Raw genomic sequence first — 25924 nt, 5'->3', positions numbered from 1 at the left:
AATATAATGGAACTACCGGCAACAATTATCAAATGGAGTATTCTTAGACTAATTCCAGCCCTTTACCTGTAATCTGGTAAACTTTCCTGTTATCCGGGCTGTATGGGCTTAAGTTTAAACCGGTCAACAAGACACCGGTTCCCTCCTTTTGGTGAAGGTCGGTAAGCAATGCCTTTACCAATTTAATAGATGACTCATCCAACAGGGCAAAGGGATTGTCCAACAACAACAATCTGGGCCTGTGGATAATGGCCCTGGCAAGGCCTAACAAAACCTTTTCTCCGGATGAAAGACTGGAAACTTCCTCCAACGTTTTTTCTGCAAGACCAAATTTCGCTAAGGTGTCTGTGATGTATTGGTCGGAGTTCAGGTCACGTATTTTATCAGCAGCATTTAGGGCAATTGCCAAATTTGCTCTCAGGGTTTTATCCTCAATTAAAGGAACCTTGGTTGAAAATATCCCTATTCTCCTCCTGGCAGCGGCAAAGTCAGGTGTGGCCGGATTCAGACTGTAATCCAGCACTTTTAAAGTCCCCGACTGAACAGGAAGAAGACCATAAAAGGCATGAATTAGGGCAGATTTTCCGCTTCCATTACCCCCTATAAGTTCCACCCATTCCTTTTCTTGTTGTTCAAACTGGAGGTCTTTAAACAACACATGCTCACCATATGTGAGATTCAATCTTTGGGCCTGAACTAAGAAATAAGACATTGGTTGCTTTAGTGTGCAAAGATATCACAGTTTGTTACAATCTGAAAATTGTCATTGAAGATGCGATCAATCCCAACCCATTTGTAAATTCGGTTACACCCTGTAAAATACACCGTAAAAAAAATCCAACAGCTAAATTATTCCAATAAACTAAACTATTTACAGTGAAGATTTTCGGAGAAAGGTCCTTTGATAAATTTGAGATAAAGATTTGAAATGGAAGCCCTGAAAAAACAAATAAAAAAGGGGAAGAATTCTCCTCCCCTAATAAATTAATAATTTACCTGCTAATGTATTTCGATAAGTTTTGCTTTTGGTTCTTCTACCATTTTCTTAGTCATGGCAATGGTCAGCATTCCATCTTCATACTTCGCATCGACTTTGTTTTTTTCAGCCAAATCCGGAACGTAAAAACTTCGACAGAAAGAGCTGAAGTTAAACTCCCTCCTTGTAAAATCTCCTTTCTTTTCTTCCTTCTCATCTCTCTTTTCAGCGGAGATGGTCAGCATATCATTTTTTAATTCTACTTTAAAGTCCTCCTTCCTCATGCCGGGCGCAGCCAATTCAATAAAATACTCTTTTTCAGTTTCTCTCACATTCACGGATGGCATAGTGCTACCTCTTTCTGCAAAATTCTTATCATCCCAGTTGAAAAATTCTTTAGCAAAGGCTTCATCAAAGAAGTTACTGAAATTTGGCAGAAACCTGTTTACTTTCATTAAATTTCCCATGATTGTATTTTTTAGTGTTTAGATAAACTATTTTAACTTGTCTAAATTGATACAACTCATTAGAAGAATCAATGACAAATGTCATTTATGAAAATAATTTTTATCATGTTGGTGAAATTTGATTCAACGACTTATCATTTAACCTAAAAGGATTAAAAAATCATTCCTTCCGTAAAAAAAACTAAAATGAAATGACTTTTTTTTCTTTAAAGGATTCTATCGCCATCAGCGTGGCATAAGTGGTGTTCCACAAAGATTCAAAAGGTATCGGTGAATGACCTCCCTGTGTAATAAAATTCAACCAGGTTTTGAATTGTGTGTGATGACCCTTATCTTGATTGGCCGATTTGCTTCTCTTTTTATAACCATAATAATCGATCCGCTTGAAATTGTCTATAATGGCTGTGCGATTTAACTGATGAACTTCAATACGCTCTTTGGGATAATCCTTTGACCCATTGGTAAAATAATTGATAACAGCGGAACTCCCATTTTTTAAATGCACAAGAATGCTGGCATGATCTGTATCCAATCCAGCATTCAGACCCAAAGACTGCATGTATACTTCACAAATTGTACTGTTGCACAAAAAGGCTACAAGGTCAAAATAATGACAAGCTTCTCCAATAATGCGCCCCCCATGTTCACTTGCATTGGTCCAATGGTCCATTGGGAGTGAACCTGCATTCATAGTAGCTACGATTTGTATGGGTGCTTCACAGTTGGACAACTCTTTCTTCAACTCTTGAATCATGGGTGCAAATCTCCTGTTAAATCCTACCGTGAGACTTCCCGCCGTTGTCTCAAATGCTTTTGATACATCATTTAATTCGCTCAGATTTAACGCAAGAGGTTTTTCAACAAAAACATGTTTGCCTGCATTCAATCCGGCCTGTACCATCGCAGCATGACTGCTGTGTCTGGTTGTAATAACGACCGAATTGATTTGTTCGTCCTGAAGGATCTCGACAAATGATGATGCCGTGTATGGAATTTTGTATTGCCTGGCAAGCTGACCTGCAGCCAATCCTTTGTTCCCGCATATGGCCTGAACAGGAGCAATTAATTTTGTGAGAATTGGGAGAACGGTAGAGGAAGTAAAATTACCTGCACCAATAATTCCGATCCGTCCTTGAGTTGATGGAAATTTCTTTTCATCAAATGGATTGCGACTTTTTTCTACAACTTTTTTGACATCATAGTGTATCAGATAAGTGATGTCTTTGTGATCTCCAATATTTTGGTATATCGATTCAAATTGTTCCAGTTCAACAATTTTTCCAATTAATGACTTTACTTCAAGTTTATTATAAGTCAATGCTTGCAGAATAGCTTCAAAATTTCTCTTCTCTGTCCATCTCACAAAAGGCAATGGATAATCATGTCCTTTTTGCTCATAAACTTCATCATATCTTCCGGGACCATACGAACAGGACACCTGGAAACTCAATTCTTTTTCATAGAAATCGGCTCTCTGAATATGAAGACCCACCACCCCAACTAAAATTATCCTTCCGCGCTTGCGACTCATTTGTGCTGCCAGGTGAATAATCTCCTGAGAAGCGGAAGAAGCCGTAATGATTACGGCATCGGCACCATACCCGTCACTCAATTGCTTAACTTTCAACTCATCATTTATGCTGTCCTCCGATAAAAAAGCATGGGCTCCATAATTTTTTGCCATGCTTACACGATTTTCATCCAGATCAAATGCAATTACCTTACATCCATTACTGACTAAAAGTTGGACTGTAATGAGTCCAATTAATCCAAGACCAATCACCACAACAGTTTCACCAAAGCCTGGATTGACCAATCTGATTCCTTGCAGTGCAATTGACGCAATGATCGTAAAGCTTGCTTCTTCATAAGTTAAATCTCCAGGAATCTTTGCAACAAGATTTTTGGGAATGCATACGAATTCTGCATGAGGGCCATTTGAAATCACCCGGTCCCCTATTCGAAATTCTGTAACCTCCTCTCCTACTCCAACTACTTCTCCTGCATTACAATAACCCAAAGCAATAGGTGTATCTAACTTACGCATCACAGCTTCATAAGTTGGAGCAAACCCATCCGTTTTCAATTTGCTGATGACTTGTTTTACACGCTCGGGTTGATCAAGAGCCTTCTGAATCAGATTTTTCTTGCCAAATTCAACCAACATTCTCTCTGTACCCGGAGATACAAGACTAAAATGACTTTTGATTAACACCATTCCCCTACCGGGGGTCGGAATGGAAGACTCGACAAGCATTGTTTCCCCATTCTTAAGATCCTGTATTATTTGCAACATTGTCCGGATATTAAATTGTAATGTATTCAAAAAATACCATGCAGAGAATTATTTATAGAAAAATTGTATTTAAAATGATTCAATGGCCAATAAAGAAAAAATAATAAAACAAGAATCCTTGTCCAGCCAACAGTTAACCATATAGCTTGGTATAAGCAAGCAGATAAATCCTGATTTACCAATCTCAGGAGTATAAAAATGAAATATTCCTGCTCGACCACTCCAGCTTCATCATGCACACGATGGGAAAAATGCTTACTAATGCCATCTACTTCCACCATTAGAACTTTACCTTTTGCTCCAAAGATTCCACATATTTACTTTTAAACATTGAATTCCTTAAGCTCCAATTCCAAAATAGTATTAATTCCTGATGCAAAATTTTCAGGTGAATAATTCTTCTTTGCAAATTCAATATTTGCACGCTTCACCTGGTCACGTAAATCCCTTTGCTCAATATACTTCGTCAAATTTTCTTTCAATGACACAACTGACCTCACTTTGGCACAAGCACCTTGATCAGGTCCTACTAAAAATGGCAAATAATGGTGTTCAGTCGCAATTATAACACAACCGCTGCGCATCGCTTCTATTATTGATATGGGCATGGCCTCCGAAGCATAAAAGCTCGGCAGAACAAATATATCTAGAGCCTTCAGAAAATCTTTTTTCTGCATTCCATAAAGAGGACCATGGTAGAAAATCCCGTCTTTTGGATCCTTAATAAAAGTATTCAATCTTTCCCTGACTGTACGTTCGTTCATAAATTGATCTGAATAATATTGTCCTGCAATATGAAGCTCAATATGTTCATACTCCTTTTTCAATTCTCTGAAAGCTTCCAGCAAAATAAAAATTCCTTTACTATATATTAAATTAGAAAAATAACCAATCTTGATTACTTCACTGTTTGGCTTGTCTTTTATCTCTAGTTCATCCAGAATGGGATCATAAAAATTATGAAGTACGCTCACCTGAGCTTCTGGTAGAAAACCATTATACTCTCCTTTCATAGATTCATGCAAAACAATAAAACGATCGACCCTGTGATAAGCTAAAGTAAAAAGTGGCTTTAAATAAAATGGCAATGAACTTATAAAGTGATTGAAAAATGCAGCATGGATATGCAAAACAATGCGGCTGCCGGTAAAATGAAAAAACAAAATGGAGAAAACATCTTTCAGCGCTCCCCCTACAGACCTGGATCCAGCTAAATACAATACAGAATATTTTCTACTGGTTGAAAGGAAAATGTATGTAAATATCAATTTTAGTGCAAAAAATATTTTCTTGTAAAATGGTAATTGTTCTAGATTTTGGTCGCACAATTTTTTTGTACCATTGTATTGATCATGTGCAAATTTAAATGCCACAGATTGCCCATTCACCGGCGGGGGATAAGGTCCCAAAAAAATAACATCAATGGGTCTTCTCATGTCCATTAAATCTAAAATATAACCAATATGGAATCAACAAAAACACCAGGTGATCTACAAACTGAGGAAAATATCCCCTGGTATACCATTGAAACAATGCCATGCATAAAATCACAAGAAATATTCTATGCTTTGGATGATGGTAATCTCGATTTACGGTAGTAAGGCTCAATATCAACCCTGTTAAAAATGAGCCCAAAACCAAAAACCAAAAACCTCCGGCAATGATAAAATAAGCATAATGCAAAGGTGCTTCACCTGTTGCAGCCCACGCCAAAGGAAGATTGTATGCTTCATCCACAATAGGAAACGCAGGAGGCGGATATAATTTATCCTTGTAATCTCCTACTACAGCCCTTGGAAGGGCCCGAACTATAAAATAGGTAAATGTAATTCCATAATCATGTTTAGGGTTTGGATGGGTGTGATAGTATTTGATGATGTTGATGTCATCCAGTGCGCCTCTGGTTTGTTCTGCAAGCGTGCTTCCAATATCATAATGAACTGGATTGTAATCGAAATTTTTAAAATCACCTACTATTAAATTGTACCGGTTGATCGTTAAAAATAATATCATGTAGAGAAGAACACTAAAAAGGGCCAAAGGCGCAAATATTTTTTTAAATGAAAAACGATAATTAAAGAGAATCAGCAACAAAACCCCAATTACGGTCATGATGATACGATAACGAAATCCCATCATTGCAAATAAAACAAACGATACGATTACAAATAAAAGCCAATATTTGCGATCAATTTTAATCAAAAATCCTATGACTAGGCAACTGACCAAAGAGTCTGCAAAATTCCTTAAATAATTAGAACCTCCCTTTGCATTGAACAATGTTTCTTCCGAATTACCCGTCAGCACTTCAATAGGATTTACCCCGGACAAAATAAAATTAAGCATCACTAAGAAAAAGAAAATCCCGAAAAGCCAATACAGGAGTGGCTTTGAAAAATTAAAATTAAAACCGGATTGAACGAATTCCCGGTGGCGTATAAAAAAATAACCAAGCAAAAAAGAAAGACTTGCAAATCCAAAATACAAAAAGCCCTCATCGTAATATTCCAGTATATTTTCACCAACGCCTAAAAATGCGCCCTGATCTCCCCAGATAGTAGCCCGCCCCTTAGAATAAAAATACAATGGAGTAAGCAAATAATATATGGAAAAAATAAACCACGAAAATGCAAACACTACATGCTTTCTGAGTCCATTTAATAAAACAAAAACCCATCCTGCAACATAGACAATAAGATTGAACAATATGATCAAATAAATAGTCATAGCGCCTCTGATTGATGAATAAAATTCACCAGCCTAAGTCCATAAGCCTCTGAACTACCGTATTTGCTCCTGTCCAAAGAATTCATTGACAAATTCAGGTAGTATTCAGGATCACGCATCTGTTCCAAGAGCAATAATATCCGATCAGTGTCGGTAGGATCCACAATAAATCCACTCACCCCATCCTCCACAATACTTCCGCTGGCTGCCGTGGTAATAACGGGAATTCCAAGGCTTAAAGCTTCATACACGACAGTGGCTGATCCCTCTCCGATACTCAGAAAAAGTAACACATCGATTTGTTGTAACATTTCAAGTAATCTAAAACGATCAAGATGACTGGTAAGGGTCATTACTTTTGATAACATTTTTTTCTTCTCCTCCGGTAAGTCAAACCCATCTCCACCAATTGCAACAAAATCAGCAAAATCACATGCCGTTGCTACCTTGTAGAAATAATGGATGCCTTTGCGCAAGGCAAGGTAACCTATTGTCCCTACCTGAAGTTTTTTTCTTTCCGCCAATTTACGCGGTTGTTTACCAACACCAAATGTAAAGCCATAGGGAATGCAGGTAATCTTATCCGGCGAAACGCCCCTCCCCATTAGGGAATCTGCCACATTCCTGGAAGGACAAATGATGGCATCTGCCAAACCCCATTCTAATTCTTCGCGATCCATATACTGCTGTACAGGTTCAGGCAAATCTATCTCCTGAGCATAAGCTGTGGTCCAATCCGAAAAAAGTTTCATCTCCTTTTGAATCCGATCACGGTATTCAGAGTAAGGCAAACTGCATTGTTCCAGTAAAATCTTACGATGCCTATTTTCTTTTGCAACAGTTAGTGCCGCAGTATTATATAAATAAAGTACTTCTGCAGGATCCTTTTGCAAGGCTGAATTTACCAGGCTCCCAAAATGATGGTCCGCCCACATAAAAGTCTTACACTCAGATTCTTCATTAAGGATACTTTTCTTACTCATAAAATACCTCAACCCCATAAATGGAAAATGAGTAATACTATTTTTGGGCAAACCTACTTCCCTTCCCACAAATTTCTGGAATGCACTCCAAGGAAGTTTGCTCATCAAACTTCTTCCCCAACTAAATGGAGGAAGGTCTACACAAATATCAGTATACAATTTTTCCAATAATCCATCCCGATGTAAACATCGTGGCACTGCATATTTCATACGTGCACCTAATTGAAAAACTGAAACACTCACAGCGCTTGCTTTAAAAGTAAAACAAAATTGTGTATAATTGCCTTCAACCGGTGGTTGTATTTCTCATGAATTTTCTGATGCATGATACTCGCATCATAAACATTTCTTATATTAAAATCTTTTAAATTAATAAAGATTGCACTCGTCCATTCAACAAAATAGCTCTTCAATCTGAGTAAAAACTTTTGAATAAGTCCAATAGTCTTATTGTCAGAAATATGTAAACTTAATCCGTTTTTTCGAGCAATGGATTCTAATTTACCTCTTTCATTTTCAAGAAAGCCCAGAACTATTGCATCCTTTATTGCGAGTTTCATCAGCAATGGACCGTTTGCAAGACCAAGATATTTTTGCACACCTGCATCAATGGATTGCAAATAGGTTTCCCATATAATAATGGGATACACGTGTACAAACTCCAGAGCAGTGTGAAACGGAATGTCCTCTGATTCCTTATTAAACAAATTCTTTCGTTCCTCAAATTCAGGCTTATTCTGTATTTGTGCTGCACCATTACTTTTGGCAGAATGACCTGCAATACTTAAAGGCGTATAAGAAAATAAATAGCTGTCAATTTCTGAGGCCAAAACCATGGATGAATAAATATCAGGAATTTTTGAATTAAAAAAACGCCCTCTGCCTTTTTCCTTTATTGATTTAATAATCGAAACATCAACAAATCCACTATACAACCACGGAAGGTCTCCTGGAAATTTTTGACACCTCATTACCTTCGGAAGAAAATCACGACTGTGCCTGATTTCAACTCCCTGTTTTAATGGTATGCTCATCAGTTCAGGTATTCTCACATAGTTATTTCCAGGCCAACGAAAAAAAGACTGCTTCCAACTAATTGCCTTAACCTGATATTGATCCAACAACAAATTAATTTTTTCAAAACTATCAGGCAGAAATCCATCGTCATCCCCCAATATGGTTACAAATCCATCTTCGACCTTTGACAATGCAAATTCCCAATTAGCAGTCATGCTTAATGCTTGGGGAGTACAATAATATTTTACCCTTGAATCATTAAATGATGAAACCACTGCGAATGTGTTGTCGGTGCTACAATTATCACTCACAATGAGTGACAATGCCGGGTAGGTAGATTGCAGACAAGTCTTCATAGCCCAATGCAGAGTCTCACATCGGTTTTTTGTAGGTATAAGTACAGTGAATTTTCTGAATTCTTGCATCTCTTACTTGATCTTTTTAAGGACATGCAATGGATGTTCAGATAGCCATCTATTTAATAAAACTATTTGGAGTAAAATCAAAATCCCCAAACATGCTGTATATAAAATACTTGACCATTCAATATATTGAAGCAGCCAAACCAAACTTAAACTCATCACCCCACAAAGGAGTATGGGTTTTAAAATGGTCTCTAAATACCACAATTTCATTAGATTTGGCAACAACTTTCTATGCATCAAAGGAACTTCGAAAATCACATAGGATACATTTAGGACCAGCCAAATCCACACTGCTCCATTAATTCCATATTTTTGGATGACAAAATAAAGCAATGGAAGCAATATCAGCAAGGCTACTATGTTTTTGAATAAGGATAGCCTTGTCCAATGATGAGCCAATTGCAAATAATAAGGCATGGTCATCAAACCATTAAACATAAATCCAAAAATAAAAATCTTGACCAACGGATTAATGCTCCCAATCAAGTCCTGATCCTGAAACCAAATTTTCAAAACATACTCAGAAGAACTCCAAAAAACAATGCAGACCGGCACCAAAAGAACGGCAATGAGTTGACTGCTTTGTTGATACACTTTCGCTACACTTGCCTCATCATTCCTGGAGTTTTCTTGTACCAACATGGGATAATAGGCGGTTGCAACAGCTCCAACAATTTTTGAAGGAATGGATGCGATGGTAAATGCCAATGTATACCATCCAAATTCTTTCAGACTCACCATCTTGGCCAACATCATTTTATCCGCTTGAGTGAGCACGATTGCCACCATTGCAATACCGGCAACTCCCAGTGAGAATTTCCAACGAGAAAATAAAACTGTTCGCCTAAACGCACCATGATAATCTCTTAATTCGCGATATCTCCATACCATGAATCTTATAAAAATAACTGTGCAAACTGATATAATTATGTTTACAACAAAATAAGACACTACATCATTAGAAACGTAAAATAAAACCACCAATACGAGAATAAATTTGATCAATTCAAAAAAAATAGTGACCAAATTCAATTGATATTGTTTTTGCATTCCATTAAGAGCGCCTGAATATAAACCAAGCGGAAACCGAAATACAAGCAAACCGCCCATAAGATAAATGCATTCACCAATTTTATCCGAAGAAATACTGGCATTTGATCCCCAGGCTTCTGAAAAAAAAGATTGAATTAAAACAATGATAATGAAAATAAAAATCGCTAATCCCCAATATACCCATTCAAGTGTTTTGAGTAAATCTATTTTATATCGTCTGTCATTCTCCGTAATATTTACTTTTGCCAATTCCTGATTTATGGTAGCGCTCATTCCCATATCCAAAACAAAAAAAATGGCTTGTAAACTCGCGTAAAATCCAACAAGCCCATATGCTTCCACCCCCAAAACCCGTACATAAATTGGCACCAACATGATCTGAGAAATCAGAATCCATGCCTGAAGACTAAAATTTGCTACAATATTTTTAGATAAGAGATTCAAGATTTTTTATCAATTCTCTGTTCCTATCGGATGCACCTTAGATAACCCTCCGGGGCAACACTTATTAACAATTTATGGTCAACCATGTGGTCTATTTCAAATCCTTTATTTGTTTCCAAAAATTTCCAAACAGCAGTCTTGGCATTATTCCCCACATCCCATGGTCGGTCGTACATTCCCTTTGGCATGTCTTCAATGATGGTATCAAAAACCACCAAATAAGAACCTGAAGTAACAAAAGGTGAATAGAGTTGCAGTTCTTCCAACACATGGTCATGAGTGTGATTTGAATCCAGACAAACCAAAATGGTTCCCTTTCCAGCAGCCATGGCGGCTACCTGATTGACTATTTGATGATCCAGAGAAGATCCTTCTATTAAATGAATTCTCTTGAACATTGGATGTGACTCAATCTCCTTCCTGTTATGAGGTCTTATGTCTATATCAATTCCAACAATTTCTCCCTTTCCAATTAACTCCATGATGGATGCATAATAGATCAAAGATCCTCCATGGGCAATTCCTGTTTCAATAATTAAATCAGGTTTAATTTGCCAAATGATCTCCTGCATGGCAATCATGTCCTGAGGGTATTGTATAATTGGTCTACCCATCCAGGAAAAATTGTAAGAGTACTTCTCCTGATTAGAAATTACATTAAACTGATGAGCTGCTTCTTTGAGCACTTTGTTGTCACCGAATGATTTTATTCTCTCTTCTCTTTCTTGCTGAAAGGCTGCTATTGGATCCATATCTTATATGTTTTATTGATTCTCTTTTTTACCCCAAAATTCCATTGGTTCATAGTCATTATAAGCATAATACCCTAGGTTAAGAGCAATGTGCTTTTGGTGCATTTTTAAATAATTTAAAACCAAATCTTTAATTTTAACCGGGTGACCGCTGCAACATTGGAAAACTCCGGAACCCGGATTCAAGCTAAAGTCTACGATTTGATTTGCAAGCTCCGTTACAGGTAAATAATCCCTTATTTGTTCACCTCCACTCATATTAAAATACTCGTCTCCACGATCTATGGATTTTTCCAATTGACTTAAAATGGAAGATTCAGATTGCCCTTCGCCATAAGTATAAAAAAGCCTTAACCATTTAATTTCAAAATCAAGATGCTCCTGAAGTGCAAATAAAAATCTCCTGAGTGAGTCTTTTGCAATTGCATAAGGAATCAGTGGGTTTGAAAAATCTGATGCACTTAAAGCTCCTTCTTGCATTCCATATTCCAAACATGTCCCCGTTACAGTAATATCTGAAACCCCGGATTCAATCAATGACTTAATAAATTTATACTGCTTAGGCAAGTTCTCTTCTATGTGGAACATCTGTTTGTAATTGGGTAGTCCCTGCCATGCCAGGTGGATACAAATGTCCGGAGTGGTGTGGTTTGAAAAATAAATCCCTGGATCAAAAGTGTCCAAATCACCTTCAACTAATTCTAATTCGTGTGACACGAATCCCAGATTTTTCATGCTGTTGATGTTCCGCACCAGACATAAAGGTTTGATGCACCTGTGAATAAGTTCCCTTACAACATGTCGGCCTATAAATCCTGATGATCCGGTAACAAAAACTTTCATTCTAAAAGATTGTAAGTTGGGGGACGGCTATAACAAACTTCCCTCCCCAGCTTCTTATGTAATCAAGTTGCTGGGATATTTCTTCTTTAAGATTCCAAGGAAGAATAACTACATAATCTGGTTGATATTTTTGTATCCAAGATTCATCCACTACCTCAATATGCATTCCCGGAATAAATTTGTGCTGTTTGTGAGGTGACGCATCTACAATAAAAGCGAGTAAATCTTTCCTCACACCACAAAAGTTGAGCAGTGTATTTCCTTTGGCAGCTGCTCCATATCCTGCAACAGATTTCCCAGATACTTTTGCATCAATTAAAAATTTAACAAACTGATCTTTTACATTTTCTGCCTTCTGTTGAAACTCCTGGTATGTCTCAGTTTTATTCAACCCTTTACCTTCCTCCAATAAAATCATTTTCATGACCCTGTCTGTTACCTCTTTGGTCTCATCTTCTTCATGACAAGCAAAAATTCTTAAAGAGCCTCCATGTGTGGAAAGCTCTTGTACATCAAACATTTTCAAGCCACAGGATTCAAAAATTCTTTTAACAGTGATAAACGACAAATATGAAAAATGCTCATGATAAATCGTGTCAAATTGATTCAATTGAATCAACTGGAGCAAATGTGGAAATTCCATGGTAATAACTCCCCGCTTGTTCAATAACATCTTCATCCCCTGTACAAAATCATTAATATCCGGAACATGGGCCAGCACATTATTTCCTAGTAACAGATCTGCCTTGTATCCCTCGTCCACTAATTGATTAGCAAGGCGTGTTCCGAAAAAATCCACAACAGTTTTGATACCCTTTTCTACTGCTACCCTGGCGGTATTTGCTGTGGGCTCAATACCCAATACAGGAATGTCAAGCTCTTTAAAATACTGAAGTAAATAGCCATCATTGCTCGCAAGCTCAACAATTTGAGCATCAGAATTGAATCCAAAGCGCTCAACCATCGACTCTACATAGGTTTTGGCATGTGCCAACCAGGAAGAAGAATAAGAAGAAAAATATGCGTAATCTGAATTAAAAATAGCTGCATGACTGGCATACTCTTCTATCTGAACCAGATAACATTGACCACATACCATGATCCTTAATGGATAATAAACTTCTGGTTGCAGCAGAGCCTCTTTTTTCAAAAATGAATTGGACGGAGGACTGAAACCAAGATCAACGAATTCAATATTCAGCGGCGATTTACAATGTCTGCATTGACTCATGGCAATCCTTTAAAATTCTCATTAATAAATGGATAAGACAAATCCTTTTCACTGATGTGTTTGACGGCTACTGGCCATTGGATTCCGATGGCCGGATCGTCGTACCTGACACACACCTCCCGTAGAGGATCATAAAAAGCAGTGTGATGGTACAGTAAGGTGGAGTCCATTTCCAGTGTAATAAATCCATGTACAAATCCTCTTGGAATCAACAATCCTTTAAAATCTCCTCCGAAAAGTTCAATACCAAAATATTGCAAATAAGTGGAAGAATCCTTTCTTAAATCCACCACTACATCAAATACCTTTCCGCTTAAACATCTTACAAACTTAATTTCTGCAGCCTCTCCAGCTTGGGCATGCATTCCTCTCAGAATACCAGGAGATTTATTAAAAGACTGATTCATCTGAACAAAATGTTCATTCATTCCAATACTGCCAAATTCATTGGCACAATAAGTCCTGAAAAAATGACCTCGCTCATCAGCAATGGGTTTCATCTTCACCAAATACAATCCATCAAATCCTGTTTCTTCAAATTCCATTTGCAGTCAATTGAAGAAAGTAATGGTCAATTTGTTGTGTGGTCATTACAGTGGCCCCTTCATAATAAGCGCGGTACCATTCAATAGTTTTTGCTACAGCTTCCTCAGTTCGAAATAAAGGCCTCCAATTTAATTCCCGAATGGCCTTGCTGTGATCCAACTTTAGTAATCCGGCTTCATGAAAATCCTGCTCGGGCTTCTTAATCACATACTCCAATTCAGGCCAGTGTCTGGCGGAAATTTCGACCATCTCTCCTACCGTTTTAACATCATCAGGATAAGGAGAAAAATTCCATGCGGTGGACGCGTTCGTATCTTGTAATAATAATTTTTCAGCCAGTAACAAATAACCCGTCAGACAATCCATCACATGTTGCCAGGGCCTTACGGATAAAGGGTTCCTGATTTCCACCTTTTGTTTTGCATGAGCTGCTTTCATCAAATCCGGTATCAATCTGTCCGGACTCCAATCACCTCCCCCCAGCACATTTCCGGCCCGTGCCGTTGCAATTAAAGTATCATGTGATGAACCATATTTTTCCAAAGGAAAAAAACTTCTTCTGAAAGAACTTATCAAAATTTCACAACATGCTTTTGAAGAACTGTATAAATCATAACCACCCAAAGGATCCCCTTCCCGATAAAAATGATCGCTTTCTACATTCTCATAAACTTTGTCTGTGGTGATCATCACCATAACTTTGACACGCGTACTCATTCGTGCAGCCTGAAGAACATTGAGTGTTCCGATCACATTCGACTGATACGTTTCAACCGGATCTATGTAGGAGGGTCTGACCAGCGCCTGAGCAGCCAAATGGAATACAATTTCGGCTCCAGATTCCTCCATCACTTTTTCAAGATGGTCGACATCCAGAATATTACCTTCAACATGATGACAGGGCAAATTCAACAAACTATAATGGTTTGGATTTGTATTGGGAGGCAATGAATATCCGGTAACCTCCGCTCCAAGTTTATGCAACATGGCTGTCAGCCAGGATCCTTTAAAACCAGTGTGTCCGGTGACCAGAACCCTTTTATTTGCAAATGCTTTTTGGAGTCTTTCTACCATATTTTCCATTCTGCTTTACCGTTCTTCCACAATTCTTCCAATTCAATGCGGTCTCTCATTGCATCCATTGCTTTCCAGAAACCCTTATGTTGGTACGCTGCCAGCTGACCATCTCGAGCTATTTCATACAGCGGCTTCTTCTCCCATTGCACCTGATCCATATCGCCCTCCAGATAATCGAATATTCCTTGTTCCATTACAAAGAAACCTCCATTGATCCACAATCCATCATCCTCCGGCTTTTCCTGAAACTCTTCCACCAGGCCTGCATCATTGATATTCAAATGACCAAATCTTCCTGGCAACTGTATGGACGTAAGTGTTGCAAGCTTTCCGGAAGATCGATGAAAATTTAATAAAGCTTTCAAGTCAACATTTGAAACTCCATCTCCATAGGTCAGCATAAAGGGTTTACCTTCTGTATATTTTTTAATTCTTTTTATCCTGCCTGCGGTGTTGGTCTCAATTCCTGTATCGATTAAGGTAACTTTAAAAGATTCTGTATTTGAGAAATGTACATCCACTTTATTCTTTGCCAACTCAATGGTCACATCTGAATTATACAAATAATAATTCAGAAAGTATTCTTTTATCATAGTAGCCTTGTATCCCAGACAAATCACAAAATCGTTGAAACCCTGGGCTTCATAAATTTTCATGATGTGCCAAAGAATGGGTTTGCCTGCAATTTCAACCATTGGCTTCGGACGAGATTCCGTCTCTTCCATCAACCTTGTTCCCAACCCTCCAGCAAGAATTACCACTTTCATATCCGTATCAAGTCTTTAATTCGTTTGCAAACTATCTCGCCATATTTTTCTTAAAATGACAAAACCCAGCGTGAGAAAAAAACTAATCAAAACTGTTTTGATCACATTCAGGAATAAGTTTTCTTTTTTTACTTCCAAAGGTTTCATCGGAAGATCCAAAGCCTGGATGAAGGGGGTCTTATTTTGCAAAGTGAAAGAAGCGAGTTCTAAATTTTTTAATGCTTCCCCATATAAAATGGAAAACATTCTGATGTCGCGATCCACCTGGGTCTGCGGAACTAAATCTTCGTTGAGAAAAGTATTGCGGTAACTGTCTTTAATCCCCGCTAGATTATAATCTTTACGGTGAATAAGGTTTCTCAAACTGTCGACTTTATGTTGAAGTCGATCATATGTATCCTGCTGCTTTTCAATGGTTTTGTCAATGTAAAATTTACTTAGCTGATCATACAGTGAATAACACAACTGGTAAGATAAATCCTCCACCGGCAACCTAATGGACAACTCCATTATCCCTGTTTTTTCATTGAAAGATGTCTCAAGTCTTTTTAAAAATAAAAAATGAAGACGCTTCAATGCCATACGCTCCTGATGATCAAATAATGATATTTCTGATCGCTTATATCTTAAATCACTTAAAGAGTCAGATTTCTCCCAAAATGGAATCGAAAACCACTCACCTTCTGATTTGAATGCGTCTATCAAATGATTTGCCAGATAATCGTCTTTTCCATTTACCACAGTTTTGCTAAAAAAAAATGTTTCTGCAATTCTCCTTGTCTTGGCAATTTCTATGATTTTTTGCAAACTTAACTTCTGACCTGGTGCAGATAATCCAAACTGACCCAGGATGGAGGTCAATCCTGATTGTCCTGCCTCAGCTTCATTGAGCATAAAGCTCACTTTTGCAGTAAACTGAGGCTTATTATTAAATTGCCTATACCCAAAATAAACAGCCACTGGAATTAAAACCCAAAGAAATAAAGGTACACTGCGCTTAAACTCCTTTAGGTAATCTTGCAGAAGCAGAGTAAATTCCCTAAGGTTGAATGTAATATCGGGACTTTTTGGATTCATCGTGAGAAACTGAATTCAGTTTTCTATTTGGTTTTTTGTTATATTTAATCACAAAAATAAGAATATTTTATATATAAATAAATTAAATAATTCATGGAAAAACTCCATTAAACAATCTTTAGCTCAATGCTTTTACAACTCTATTTGGGATCAAAAAATGAAATCTTATTATTTTCGCATCTGATTCACCCTATCCAAATTAAAATATTGACCTTATGGACTTGAAAATTTCTTCATTGTCAAAAAGTTATGGTCTCCAAAAGGCCGTTGACGACATTTCTTTTGAAGTTAAATCAGGAGAAATTCTTGGCTTCCTGGGACCAAATGGAGCCGGAAAAACTACCACCATGAAAATGCTGACTCAATATCTTGAACCTGACAAAGGAACCATTTGGTATGGCAATAATTCGAGTCGCTCTTCCATTGACCTACGAAGAACCATCGGCTATCTTCCAGAACACAATCCTCTTTATGAAGACATGCCTGTATTGGATTATCTGTCTTTTTGTGCTTCTCTTCAGGGTGTATCCATCTCTGAGATTCCCTCAAGAGTGCGCGAAATGGTTAAAAAATGCGGACTGGATGTTGAAAAACATAAAAAAATTGGAGAGCTCTCTAAAGGATTCCGGCAGCGTGTTGGACTGGCACAGGCGCTCATCCATAATCCCCAAATTCTTATTCTGGACGAACCAACTACAGGTTTGGATCCAAATCAGATTGTGGAAATCAGAGAACTGATCAAACAACTTGGCAAAGAAAAGACCGTAATACTGAGCACTCATATTCTTCCGGAAGTAGAGGCCACTTGTGACAGAATACTTATCATCAATAAGGGTCGGATTGTTGCGGATGGCACTGTAGCCAATTTACGCAAGCAATCTGAGTCCCGCCAAATCCTACATGTCCGGATTGAAGGAACAGAACAAGAGAAAATTTTCTCTGCATTGCAAGCTTTGCCGGAGGTTAGCTTAGTTGATTTGATCAATAGAAATGAAAATAAATTCGAAGTTCAGTCACGAGGTGAAATCCAGCTAAACAAAGCAATTTTTCATTTATGCGTAGAAAAAGGTTGGGACCTCTTAGAATTAACACCTTTTGAAACCAAATTAGAAGACATATTTAGAGACCTTACCATAAACTAATTGAGTATGCAATCACCAATTCAAATAATCGCCAAAAGAGAACTCAATTCGTTCTTTGATTCTTTGACAGCTTACATAATGTTGCTGGCTTTTCTGGGATTCAGCGGGTTTTTCACCTGGATCTATGGCGCAGATGTGTTCATTCGCAAAGAAGCAGATCTTCAGGTTTTCTTTGCCATAGCGAAGTGGACACTTTTCTTTTTCATTCCCGCCATCACCATGAAGATGATTGCGGAAGAAAAAAAAACAGGTACCATCGAACTACTTTTAACAAAGGCTGTCAGTCACCGTCAACTTGTATTAGGCAAATATCTTGCATGTATGCTGCTTGTTTGCATTGCATTGCTTTTTACGCTGCCCTATTATTTTTCAATTGCAAGATTGGGGTCAGTGGATCATGGAGCAACCATCAGCGGATATCTAGGATTGTTGCTCATGAGTTCTGCTTACATTGCCATAGGACTTTTTGCAAGCAGCCTCACCAACAATCAGATTGTCGCATTTCTTTTGGCCCTGTTAATTGGAATATTTTTTCACTTTTTATTTGATTTATTCAGTGGTGGGACACGAGGATTCATTGGTAATCTGATGAGTGATCTAAGTGTCAGCAAACATTTTGAATCCATTTCAAGAGGAGTACTGGACACCAAGGATCTCATTTATTTTGTCAGCCTCACATTGCTTGGTTTATTTATGGCTGAACAATTAATCACCAAACGAAAATAACAGGAAAAACATGAATACTACTGCTTCAAAAATCATTGTAGCAATTCTTGCATTTGTGGCATTGAATTTTCTTGCCAGACAATTCTTCTTTCGTCTGGACCTCACAAAAAATCAGGAATTCACACTCAGTCCTGCTACTAAAAACATCCTGCGAAACCTGGAAGAAAAAGTAAAAGTTACGGCCTATTTTTCAGATGATTTACCTACTGATGTTGGCAAAACTAAAGAAGAGCTGAAGGAAATTTTGGATGAGTTTTACAATCTTTCGAAGGGAAACCTGGAATATGAATTTATCGCCCCAAATGATGATCCAAAAAAAGAGGAAGAAGCCATGAGGGAAGGTATCCAACCGGTTATGATAAATGTCCGTGAAAAGGATCAGGCCAAACAACTAAAAGCTTTCTTGGGAGCAACCATAAAGGTGGGAGATAAGAAAGAAATAATTCCCGTCATTCAACCTGGAACTGCCATGGAATATGCACTGACAACCAACATCAAAAAACTGGTAGTAAAAAACAAACCTGTAATTGGTTTTATCCAGGGTCATCGGGAAGCATCCCTGCAGGAAATGGTTCAAGTGTATGAATCGCTAAACATACTTTACTCGGTTGAATCGGTTTATTTTACCGACAGTACCGATTTAAGTAAGTATAAAACTTTAGTGCTCGTCAGGCCACAGGATAGCTTTCCCCCAGATCATTTTCAAATGCTGGATGAATATCTTGCTCAGGGAGGTAATTTGTTGATTGCAGCCAATCAAATTGAAGCGGAATTACAAACAGGTCAGGTTACTCCTTCAATGAGCGGTGTAGGCAATTGGTTGGCAACCAAAGGCATTGTTTTGGAGAATGCATTAATAAAAGATGCAGCTTGTGGTTCAGTGCAAGTACAGCAACAGACTGGAATGTTTTCATTTGCTACACCGGTACAATTGCCCTATCTTCCATTGATCCAAAATTTTTCCAACCATCCGGTGACCAAAGGTTTGGAACGGGTAATACTACAATTCGCATCGGCGGTAAGCTATAATGGAAAAGAACAATTTACCCCACTCCTGTTTTCTTCTGGCAAATCGGGACGAGATCCGATGCCAATAGTAATTGATATTCAACGCCAGTGGACAGAGGCTGATTTTCCGGAGAGGAATATTTGTCTGGGTGCCGTAGTAGAAGGAAAAATTGCAGGCACCACTTCCAGCAAACTTGTAATCTATGGGGATGGCGATTTCCCTGTGGGGCGAGGTAGAAATCAACAAATTAATCAGGACAATGTCTCCCTACTTGTGAACGGAATCGACTGGCTTACCGATGATACAGGATTGATTGATTTGCGTACAAAAGCTGTGGAAACCAGGCCAATTAAAGAGCTTGATGATGCCACCAGAAATATGTATAAGTATTTAAATTTTTTGGTTCCAATAATTCTTGTTTTGCTTTATAGCTTTTACCGAAGTTCGCAAAATCGCAGAAAGCGAACTCAAAGAATGGAAGAACGCTACAATTAAAAGCAAATTTAAATTCATTTCAAACTGGTCCATGAAATAATAAAGAGATTAATAATTATACCTTAACTTGAAAAAATAGTCCGATAAATAAATTGTACATTAAATAACTCCACCCCTCCGGGGTTCAAATAATTTTTGTTTATTGATTCAATCACAATATCATCCCTCCGGGATTTATTATCTACATTGAAAAGTTGATTCTCCTCCTAATTTGTTATTGGTTGATTTTTTTAATTACACTTAAAATAACAAACCCCGTAGGGGTGACATTTTTATAAAAAACACTCTTACTCAATACCAAGCCCCGTAGGGGTGACATCTTTGTAAATAACACTCTTACCCCATACCAAGCCCCGTAGGGGTAACATCTTTGTAAAAAAACTCTTACCCCTTACCAAGCCCCGTAGGGGTGACATCTTTATAAATAACCAAGCAAACAAAACCAAGCCCCGTAGGGGTAACATCTTTGTAAATAACACTCTTGCCCCATACCAAGCCCCGTAGGGGTAACATCTTTGTAAATAACACTCTTACCCCATACCAAGCCCCGTAGGGTAACATCTTTGTAAAAAAACTCTTACCCCTTACCAAGCCCCGTAGGGGTGACATCTTTGTAAAAAAAACACTCTTACCCCATACCAAGCCCCGTAGGGGTGACATCTTCTTTAGTAACCATGCAAACAAAACCAAGCCCCGTAGGGGTGATATTTTGCTCAATTAAAGCCAGCCAACATATCTTTGATTTCAAATCGTTATTACAGTAATTAATATTTAACCCAATGAGTTGGACAAAACACCTATTGATACTCTCCCTGCTTTGTATGATTTCATGCGGCGAGGTAAAAAAACGATATAATTATAGCCCGGATGAGGCCTATCTGATTGATAAATTTGGGGCTCCATCAGAAGAGTTGAGCCAACGACATTTTCAGCTCATCAATTCAATAATTAATTCTAAAACATATCGTTCTCCACAAAATTCCATTTCAGGATTATGGACCCAACAAGGCCCTGGAAATATTGGGGCTCGCGTCAGTGCTGTGGCCATCCACCCTACCAACCAAAATATTATCTATGTAGGATTTCCAAATGGAGGTGTCTTTAAGACAACCAACGGAGGTGCCAGCTGGAATCCAATTTTTGACAATCAGGCAACTCTAATGATTGGGGCGATAGCTATAGATCCGAAAAATTCGGAAACGATTTATGTAGGAACCGGCGACCCCGACATTTCAGGATATCCTTTTGCTGGCAACGGTATTTATAAATCAACAGATGGTGGCAAGAATTGGACAAACATGGGTCTTGAAGCAACTCGCATCATCAGTGAAATTCTGGTTGACCCTCAGGATAGCAAAGTGATTTTTGTTGCTGCTATGGGAAACCCATTTGAACCAGGTTCAGAACGCGGATTATTCAAATCTTCAAATGGAGGAGTTAGTTGGGAAAAGGTTTTATTCGTCTCCAGCCAGACAGGCATGACCAATATTGCATTTAAACCAGGAAATTCTCAAGTACTTTATGCTGCAAGTTGGGAGAGATTGAGACGTGATGATACCAATGTGGTGGAAGGTCCAAATAGTAGAATAAGAAGAAGCAAGGATGGTGGAAAAACATGGGAGGTTATTCACAATGGTATTCCGGATTATCCGTACAGCAGAATAGCCATTGAAGTGTGCAAATCAAGTCCTGAAATCATCTATGCGAGAATGGTGCGGAATGATACAGCCTTTTGCAATGGAGGCCAGCAAATAAGCGGTTTATACAAATCAATGGATGGTGGTGACAATTGGCAACAAGTAATCACAGATTATAACAACTCGGGGCTTCCCTGCGATGTGCTGGGAGGTTTTGGGTGGTATTTTGGTCGAATTGGCGTCAACCCAAACAATCCAAATGATATTTTTCTTTTGGGGGTAGACCTTTACAGAAGTCTAGACGGTGGCATAAGTTGGGTGAGGGCTACGCCTGATTGGTGGACTTATGAAGTGCACGCCGACAAACATGAAATAGAATTTTTCGAAAACGGAGATATCCTTTTAGGTACAGACGGCGGGTTATACAAATTGAGAAAAAATTCAACTGAATGGGAAGACCTTGAAAACATTGCAACGACCCAATTTTATCGGGTGGCCTACAACCCAAACAATCCATCTTACTTTTATGGGGGTGCCCAGGACAATGGCACCTCTACCGGCAACGCACAGAATATAAACAATTGGGAAGCCATCTATGGCGGAGACGGTTTTCTGCCTGCCTTTCACCCTACTGACCCAAACATATACTGGTGCCTCACCCAAAACGGAGGACTTAATCAAACCCTGGATGGCGGACTTGGTTTTAAGAGATTCACAAATGGTTTGAGTGGAAACCGTAATTGGGATTTTCCTTATCTTTTAAGCAGGTACAGTCCCGACATAATGTATTGCGGAGCTAACAGAATATTTAAAAACTACAACCTTTTGGAAGCCAACTGGAAATCCATTAGCCCTTCCCTAACGACCAATGGACCGTATAAGATTGTTTCTTTACCAAGCATCACCTGCATGGATGAATCCTTAATAAATCCGAAGACTTTAATCGCAGGCACCAACAATGGGAATGTATGGATTTGTAAGGATTCAAGTTCCTTATGGATGAATGTCACATCCGGATTGCCACCAGGATATGTCACCAGCGTTAAATGCTCCAAAGAAAATGACAGCACTTTTTATGTCTCCATGTCAAACTACCGAAACAATTCTTTAAACTCATTAATATTTCGCTCCAGAAACAATGGAAAAAGTTGGGAATCTATTTCTGGTGGGGAACTTACCGAAATACCGGTATACGATTTGCAAATTATTGAAGCAAAATCAGACATCATCATGGCTGCCGCGACACTTTTAGGAGTTTATGTGACCAATGACAAAAGCTCCAACTGGAAAAGGGTTGGAGACAATATGCCACTAATTACTGTAAATGACCTTGATGTAAACATTAAAAACAATCAATTAATTGCAGGAACTTATGCGCGATCGATCATGACCTTCCCACTCTCAGAAATAAAGAGAGGTAACCCGACTTCAAATGAAGTACCGGCCTTAAAAGCGCTGAGATTGGAAATAACGCCTAATCCTGCGGATGCTGAAGTCGTTATTGATCTGCCAAAGCTCAGCAACGGAATGAACAGATCTTTGAGAATCATGGATCTTAACGGCCAGACAATTATAAACATCGAAAACATCGATCAGGAAAAATCAATTTATAGGTTAAACTTGCAAGGATTGAATGCAGGAATTTATTTGGCGGTGTATCAGGAAGGCCAGGTGTTCAGATCAAGAAAGTTACAAAAAATCTAATCTTCTGTGAACTATGATTTTGTATTCATGTTTTAGTTCGCATGATCCGGAATTTTAGTTTTGTAAAGTGGTCTGTGAGCATACTTTTGTTTACAGCTTGTATTTTTTTCCAGCAAGTCAAGGCTCAGTCAGTTGGTAGCCTTACGGGAAACGTTAAAGATTATGAAACACAGGAACCTCTGATAGGAGCAATTATAGCCATAGAGGGAACTAATTTGGGTGCCACAACCGATCTCGATGGAAATTATACCATCGTTAACATCCCAACCAAATCTTACAATATTACCGTATCGTTTTTAGGCTACCAAGCTTTAACTAAATACAACGTGGTTATAACCGCTGGTAATACTGGTCAAATTAATTTTGAACTCCGTCAGGACAGTAAGGTGCTGGGCGAAGTAGTATTTTCAGAAAATAAAAGCATCAGGATAGCAACATCTGAATCCCCTCTCAGCATCCAAAACCTAAGCGCTGAGGAGATTAAGAGTAATCCAGGAGGAAATTTTGACATTTCAAGGGTAGTGCAAGTACTTCCAGGTGTCGGTGGCACTTCCGGCAATGGCAGTTACAGAAATGACCTGGTCATCAGAGGAGGAGGCCCAAATGAAAATGTCTATTACTTGGATGGTGTTGAAATTCCGGTCATCAATCATTTTTCAACCCAAGGGGCCGCTGGTGGGCCAACTGGAATCTTGAATGTTTCCTTTTTGGAGGATGCCACACTCTCTTCAAGTGCTTTTCATGCAAGGTATGACAACCCTTTATCCAGCGTGCTTCAATTCAAACAAAGAGACGGCAACAAGGATCGAATTCAAGGTAATTTCAGGTTAAGTGGAACCGAAGCAGCATTAACTGCTGAGGGGCCAATTGGGACAAATAAAAAAACATCCTTTTTGGCTTCTGCCAGAAGATCTTACCTTCAGTTTCTATTTCAATTACTTGATTTGCCAATACGTCCCAACTATTGGGATTTCCAATATAAAATCTCACATCGCTTTAATGCCAAAACAAGCCTGACAGCCATAGGTGTCGGAGCTATTGACGAATTTAAGTTTGCGCTTCCCAAAAATACAACTCCTGAAAATCTTTATGTATTGAGTAGTAATCCATTAATCAATCAATGGAATTACACACAAGGTTTTACCTTAAAGCACCTCCAAAATAAAGGCTATTGGAATTTAACTTTTAGCAGAAACATGCTGGATAATGCGCTGGACCAATTTTCAGATAATTTCAACAGCACACAGACGGATGAAAATAAAAGAACACTCAAACTTCGAAGCCGTGAAATTGAAAACAAACTGCGTTTTGAAAGCCACAAAGTAAATGGGCCCTGGAAATATTCTTATGGTGCAATGGTTCAATATGTAAAATACTCCAATGAAACATTTGCTAAAGGCAGACCGGAGATTCGGGACAGTGCGGGTGTTGTAATTCAGCCTGGTATCAACTTTAGTTTCAATACGTCTCTGGATTTTATAAAATATGGCTTGTTTGGTCAAATCAATCGAAGTTTATTGAACGACAGGTTAAGTTTGTCACTGGGAGTTCGCTCTGACGCAAACAACCTTGCAGAAGACGGTGCTAAAAACCTATTGAACACCCTAAGTCCCAGATTAAGTGCAAGTTTCAAAATGTCAAAACAGTGGACTCTTAATGCAAGTCTTGGAAGATATTACAAGATCCTTCCTTACACCATTCTTGGTTTTAGAGAAAATGAGCTAGCCGTTAATCAAAACCTTCCTTATATCCGCTCAGATCATTTTGTGGCAGGACTTGAATACATTCCGGCAAGCTCCTTAAGATTCACGCTGGAAGGTTTTTACAAAAGGTATGATAACTACCCAGTCAGCATTCGTGATGGAATTTCACTTGCCAATCTGGGAGGTGACTTTGGAATTGTGGGCAATGAAGCAGTCAACTCAATAGGAAAAGGAAAGACCTATGGAGTTGAATTCTTTGCTCAACAAAAATTAACAAGGAATATGTACTTCACCACATCCTACACTTTGTTCTGGTCCTCTTTTACTGGAGTAAATGAAAAGTACATTCGTTCATCATGGGACACCAGACATTTGGTTGCCATCCTCATGGGTTATAAATTTAAATACAATTGGGAGCTTGGTTTAAGGTGGAGATTTCAGGGGGGCACTCCCTACACCCCATTTGATTTGGAAAGGAGTCGCGTAAACTACGCGGTTGAAGGCAGAGGCACATTAGATTACAATCAATTGAATGGCAGCCAACTTGCTAATTTCAACCAATTGGATGTTCGACTTGATAAAAAGTGGAATTTTAGACGTACGACTTTTGATTTGTTTTTGGATCTTCAAAATGTTTTGGTCAGGGCCAATCCTTCATTCCCAAATTATACGTTTAAAAGAAATGCAGACAATACGGCATTTGAAACTACAGATGGAGCAGCCTTAAGACCTGATGGAGCCAATGCAATTCCCATCATTTTGGAAAATGCTGATGCAAATCTTTTGCCAACCATTGGATTTATCATTGAATTTTAAAATTACTGGAG

Annotated in this window: 20 protein-coding genes; 5 read left to right on the top strand and 15 right to left on the bottom strand. The window is 38.5% G+C overall.

All coding sequences use genetic code 11. The features are described 5' to 3' along the window. Positions 1-43 precede the first annotated feature (43 nt). The 15 genes from IPJ53_08005 to IPJ53_07935 form a co-directional block, all read right to left on the bottom strand. Positions 44-712 (bottom strand): ATP-binding cassette domain-containing protein, encoded by a 669-nt coding sequence (locus tag IPJ53_08005; GenBank protein MBK7799041.1) that lies wholly within the window; start codon positions 710-712, stop codon positions 44-46. Positions 713-999: 287 nt separating this feature from the next. Continuing rightward, positions 1000-1443, bottom strand: a complete 444-nt coding sequence (locus tag IPJ53_08000) for an Hsp20/alpha crystallin family protein (GenBank protein ID MBK7799040.1) — start codon at positions 1441-1443, stop codon at positions 1000-1002. 181 nt (positions 1444-1624) lie between these two features. After that, positions 1625-3739 carry a bi-domain-containing oxidoreductase gene (locus IPJ53_07995; GenBank protein ID MBK7799039.1) on the bottom strand — a complete coding sequence of 705 codons (2115 nt, stop codon included), beginning with the start codon at positions 3737-3739 and terminating at the stop codon, positions 1625-1627. A 323-nt stretch (positions 3740-4062) separates the two neighbouring features. Next, positions 4063-5175: a glycosyltransferase family 4 protein gene (locus IPJ53_07990; GenBank protein ID MBK7799038.1), complete on the bottom strand. Its 1113-nt coding sequence runs from the start codon at positions 5173-5175 to the stop codon at positions 4063-4065. Then, complete coding sequence (locus tag IPJ53_07985; GenBank protein MBK7799037.1) at positions 5159-6466, bottom strand: hypothetical protein; 1308 nt, start codon at positions 6464-6466, stop codon at positions 5159-5161. Before IPJ53_07985 ends, IPJ53_07990 begins: the two co-directional genes overlap by 17 nt. Further along, on the bottom strand, positions 6463-7692 hold the full coding sequence (locus IPJ53_07980) for a glycosyltransferase family 4 protein (protein MBK7799036.1): 1230 nt from the start codon (positions 7690-7692) through the stop codon (positions 6463-6465). The genes IPJ53_07985 and IPJ53_07980 overlap by 4 nt, the downstream gene beginning before the upstream one ends. Beyond that, on the bottom strand, positions 7689-8891 hold the full coding sequence (locus tag IPJ53_07975; GenBank protein ID MBK7799035.1) for a glycosyltransferase family 2 protein: 1203 nt from the start codon (positions 8889-8891) through the stop codon (positions 7689-7691). The genes IPJ53_07980 and IPJ53_07975 overlap by 4 nt, the downstream gene beginning before the upstream one ends. Before the next feature lie 3 nt (positions 8892-8894). After that, complete coding sequence (locus IPJ53_07970; protein MBK7799034.1) at positions 8895-10388, bottom strand: oligosaccharide flippase family protein; 1494 nt, start codon at positions 10386-10388, stop codon at positions 8895-8897. A 23-nt stretch (positions 10389-10411) separates the two neighbouring features. Then, positions 10412-11140, bottom strand: coding sequence for a cephalosporin hydroxylase family protein (locus IPJ53_07965; GenBank protein ID MBK7799033.1), 729 nt, complete (start codon positions 11138-11140; stop codon positions 10412-10414). Between the two features lie 12 nt (positions 11141-11152). Continuing rightward, the gene (locus IPJ53_07960; protein ID MBK7799032.1) at positions 11153-11983 is read right to left on the bottom strand and encodes an NAD(P)-dependent oxidoreductase; all 831 of its coding nucleotides are present in this window, start codon (positions 11981-11983) and stop codon (positions 11153-11155) included. Between the two features lies 1 nt (position 11984). Further along, on the bottom strand, positions 11985-13214 hold the full coding sequence (locus IPJ53_07955; GenBank protein MBK7799031.1) for a methyltransferase domain-containing protein: 1230 nt from the start codon (positions 13212-13214) through the stop codon (positions 11985-11987). Next, complete coding sequence (locus IPJ53_07950) at positions 13211-13759, bottom strand: dTDP-4-dehydrorhamnose 3,5-epimerase family protein (protein ID MBK7799030.1); 549 nt, start codon at positions 13757-13759, stop codon at positions 13211-13213. Before IPJ53_07950 ends, IPJ53_07955 begins: the two co-directional genes overlap by 4 nt. After that, complete coding sequence (gene rfbG / locus IPJ53_07945) at positions 13749-14843, bottom strand: CDP-glucose 4,6-dehydratase (GenBank protein ID MBK7799029.1); 1095 nt, start codon at positions 14841-14843, stop codon at positions 13749-13751. Before rfbG ends, IPJ53_07950 begins: the two co-directional genes overlap by 11 nt. Beyond that, positions 14828-15604: a glucose-1-phosphate cytidylyltransferase gene (rfbF, locus tag IPJ53_07940; GenBank protein MBK7799028.1), complete on the bottom strand. Its 777-nt coding sequence runs from the start codon at positions 15602-15604 to the stop codon at positions 14828-14830. Before rfbF ends, rfbG begins: the two co-directional genes overlap by 16 nt. Positions 15605-15619: 15 nt before the next feature. Next, entirely contained in the window at positions 15620-16681 is a 1062-nt protein-coding gene (locus IPJ53_07935; protein ID MBK7799027.1) for a hypothetical protein, read from the bottom strand. 215 nt (positions 16682-16896) lie between these two features. Between IPJ53_07935 and IPJ53_07930 the strand changes: the two genes are divergently transcribed. The 5 genes from IPJ53_07930 (at position 16897) to IPJ53_07910 (ending at position 25913) form a co-directional block, all read left to right on the top strand. Continuing rightward, positions 16897-17823 carry an ATP-binding cassette domain-containing protein gene (locus IPJ53_07930; protein ID MBK7799026.1) on the top strand — a complete coding sequence of 309 codons (927 nt, stop codon included), beginning with the start codon at positions 16897-16899 and terminating at the stop codon, positions 17821-17823. A 6-nt stretch (positions 17824-17829) separates the two neighbouring features. After that, complete coding sequence (locus tag IPJ53_07925; protein ID MBK7799025.1) at positions 17830-18549, top strand: ABC transporter permease subunit; 720 nt, start codon at positions 17830-17832, stop codon at positions 18547-18549. A gap of 10 nt (positions 18550-18559) precedes the next feature. Beyond that, entirely contained in the window at positions 18560-20053 is a 1494-nt protein-coding gene (locus IPJ53_07920; protein MBK7799024.1) for a Gldg family protein, read from the top strand. Between the two features lie 779 nt (positions 20054-20832). Next, complete coding sequence (locus IPJ53_07915) at positions 20833-23394, top strand: T9SS type A sorting domain-containing protein (GenBank protein ID MBK7799023.1); 2562 nt, start codon at positions 20833-20835, stop codon at positions 23392-23394. 41 nt (positions 23395-23435) lie between these two features. Beyond that, on the top strand, positions 23436-25913 hold the full coding sequence (locus IPJ53_07910; protein MBK7799022.1) for a TonB-dependent receptor: 2478 nt from the start codon (positions 23436-23438) through the stop codon (positions 25911-25913). The last annotated feature ends 11 nt before the right edge of the window (positions 25914-25924 follow it).

The sequence above is a fragment of the Candidatus Vicinibacter affinis genome, assembly GCA_016714365.1.
GTDB lineage: Bacteria > Bacteroidota > Bacteroidia > Chitinophagales > Saprospiraceae > Vicinibacter > Vicinibacter affinis.
Note: the sequence above shows the minus strand (reverse complement) of the source record. Positions and strands in the feature narration are given on the sequence as shown.

Excerpts from the sequence above, each read along its gene's own strand:
- IPJ53_08005 (MBK7799041.1), bottom strand. The coding sequence starts at position 712 with ATGTCTTATTTCTTAGTTCAGGCCCAAAGATTGAATCTCACATATGGT.
- IPJ53_08000 (MBK7799040.1), bottom strand. The coding sequence starts at position 1,443 with ATGGGAAATTTAATGAAAGTAAACAGGTTTCTGCCAAATTTCAGTAAC.
- IPJ53_07995 (MBK7799039.1), bottom strand. The coding sequence starts at position 3,739 with ATGTTGCAAATAATACAGGATCTTAAGAATGGGGAAACAATGCTTGTC.
- IPJ53_07990 (MBK7799038.1), bottom strand. The coding sequence starts at position 5,175 with ATGAGAAGACCCATTGATGTTATTTTTTTGGGACCTTATCCCCCGCCG.
- IPJ53_07985 (MBK7799037.1), bottom strand. The coding sequence starts at position 6,466 with ATGACTATTTATTTGATCATATTGTTCAATCTTATTGTCTATGTTGCA.
- IPJ53_07975 (MBK7799035.1), bottom strand. The coding sequence starts at position 8,891 with ATGCAAGAATTCAGAAAATTCACTGTACTTATACCTACAAAAAACCGA.
- IPJ53_07965 (MBK7799033.1), bottom strand. The coding sequence starts at position 11,140 with ATGGATCCAATAGCAGCCTTTCAGCAAGAAAGAGAAGAGAGAATAAAA.
- IPJ53_07960 (MBK7799032.1), bottom strand. The coding sequence starts at position 11,983 with ATGAAAGTTTTTGTTACCGGATCATCAGGATTTATAGGCCGACATGTT.
- IPJ53_07955 (MBK7799031.1), bottom strand. The coding sequence starts at position 13,214 with ATGAGTCAATGCAGACATTGTAAATCGCCGCTGAATATTGAATTCGTT.
- IPJ53_07950 (MBK7799030.1), bottom strand. The coding sequence starts at position 13,759 with ATGGAATTTGAAGAAACAGGATTTGATGGATTGTATTTGGTGAAGATG.
- rfbG (MBK7799029.1), bottom strand. The coding sequence starts at position 14,843 with ATGGAAAATATGGTAGAAAGACTCCAAAAAGCATTTGCAAATAAAAGG.
- rfbF (MBK7799028.1), bottom strand. The coding sequence starts at position 15,604 with ATGAAAGTGGTAATTCTTGCTGGAGGGTTGGGAACAAGGTTGATGGAA.
- IPJ53_07935 (MBK7799027.1), bottom strand. The coding sequence starts at position 16,681 with ATGAATCCAAAAAGTCCCGATATTACATTCAACCTTAGGGAATTTACT.
- IPJ53_07930 (MBK7799026.1), top strand. The coding sequence starts at position 16,897 with ATGGACTTGAAAATTTCTTCATTGTCAAAAAGTTATGGTCTCCAAAAG.
- IPJ53_07925 (MBK7799025.1), top strand. The coding sequence starts at position 17,830 with ATGCAATCACCAATTCAAATAATCGCCAAAAGAGAACTCAATTCGTTC.
- IPJ53_07920 (MBK7799024.1), top strand. The coding sequence starts at position 18,560 with ATGAATACTACTGCTTCAAAAATCATTGTAGCAATTCTTGCATTTGTG.
- IPJ53_07915 (MBK7799023.1), top strand. The coding sequence starts at position 20,833 with ATGAGTTGGACAAAACACCTATTGATACTCTCCCTGCTTTGTATGATT.
- IPJ53_07910 (MBK7799022.1), top strand. The coding sequence starts at position 23,436 with ATGATCCGGAATTTTAGTTTTGTAAAGTGGTCTGTGAGCATACTTTTG.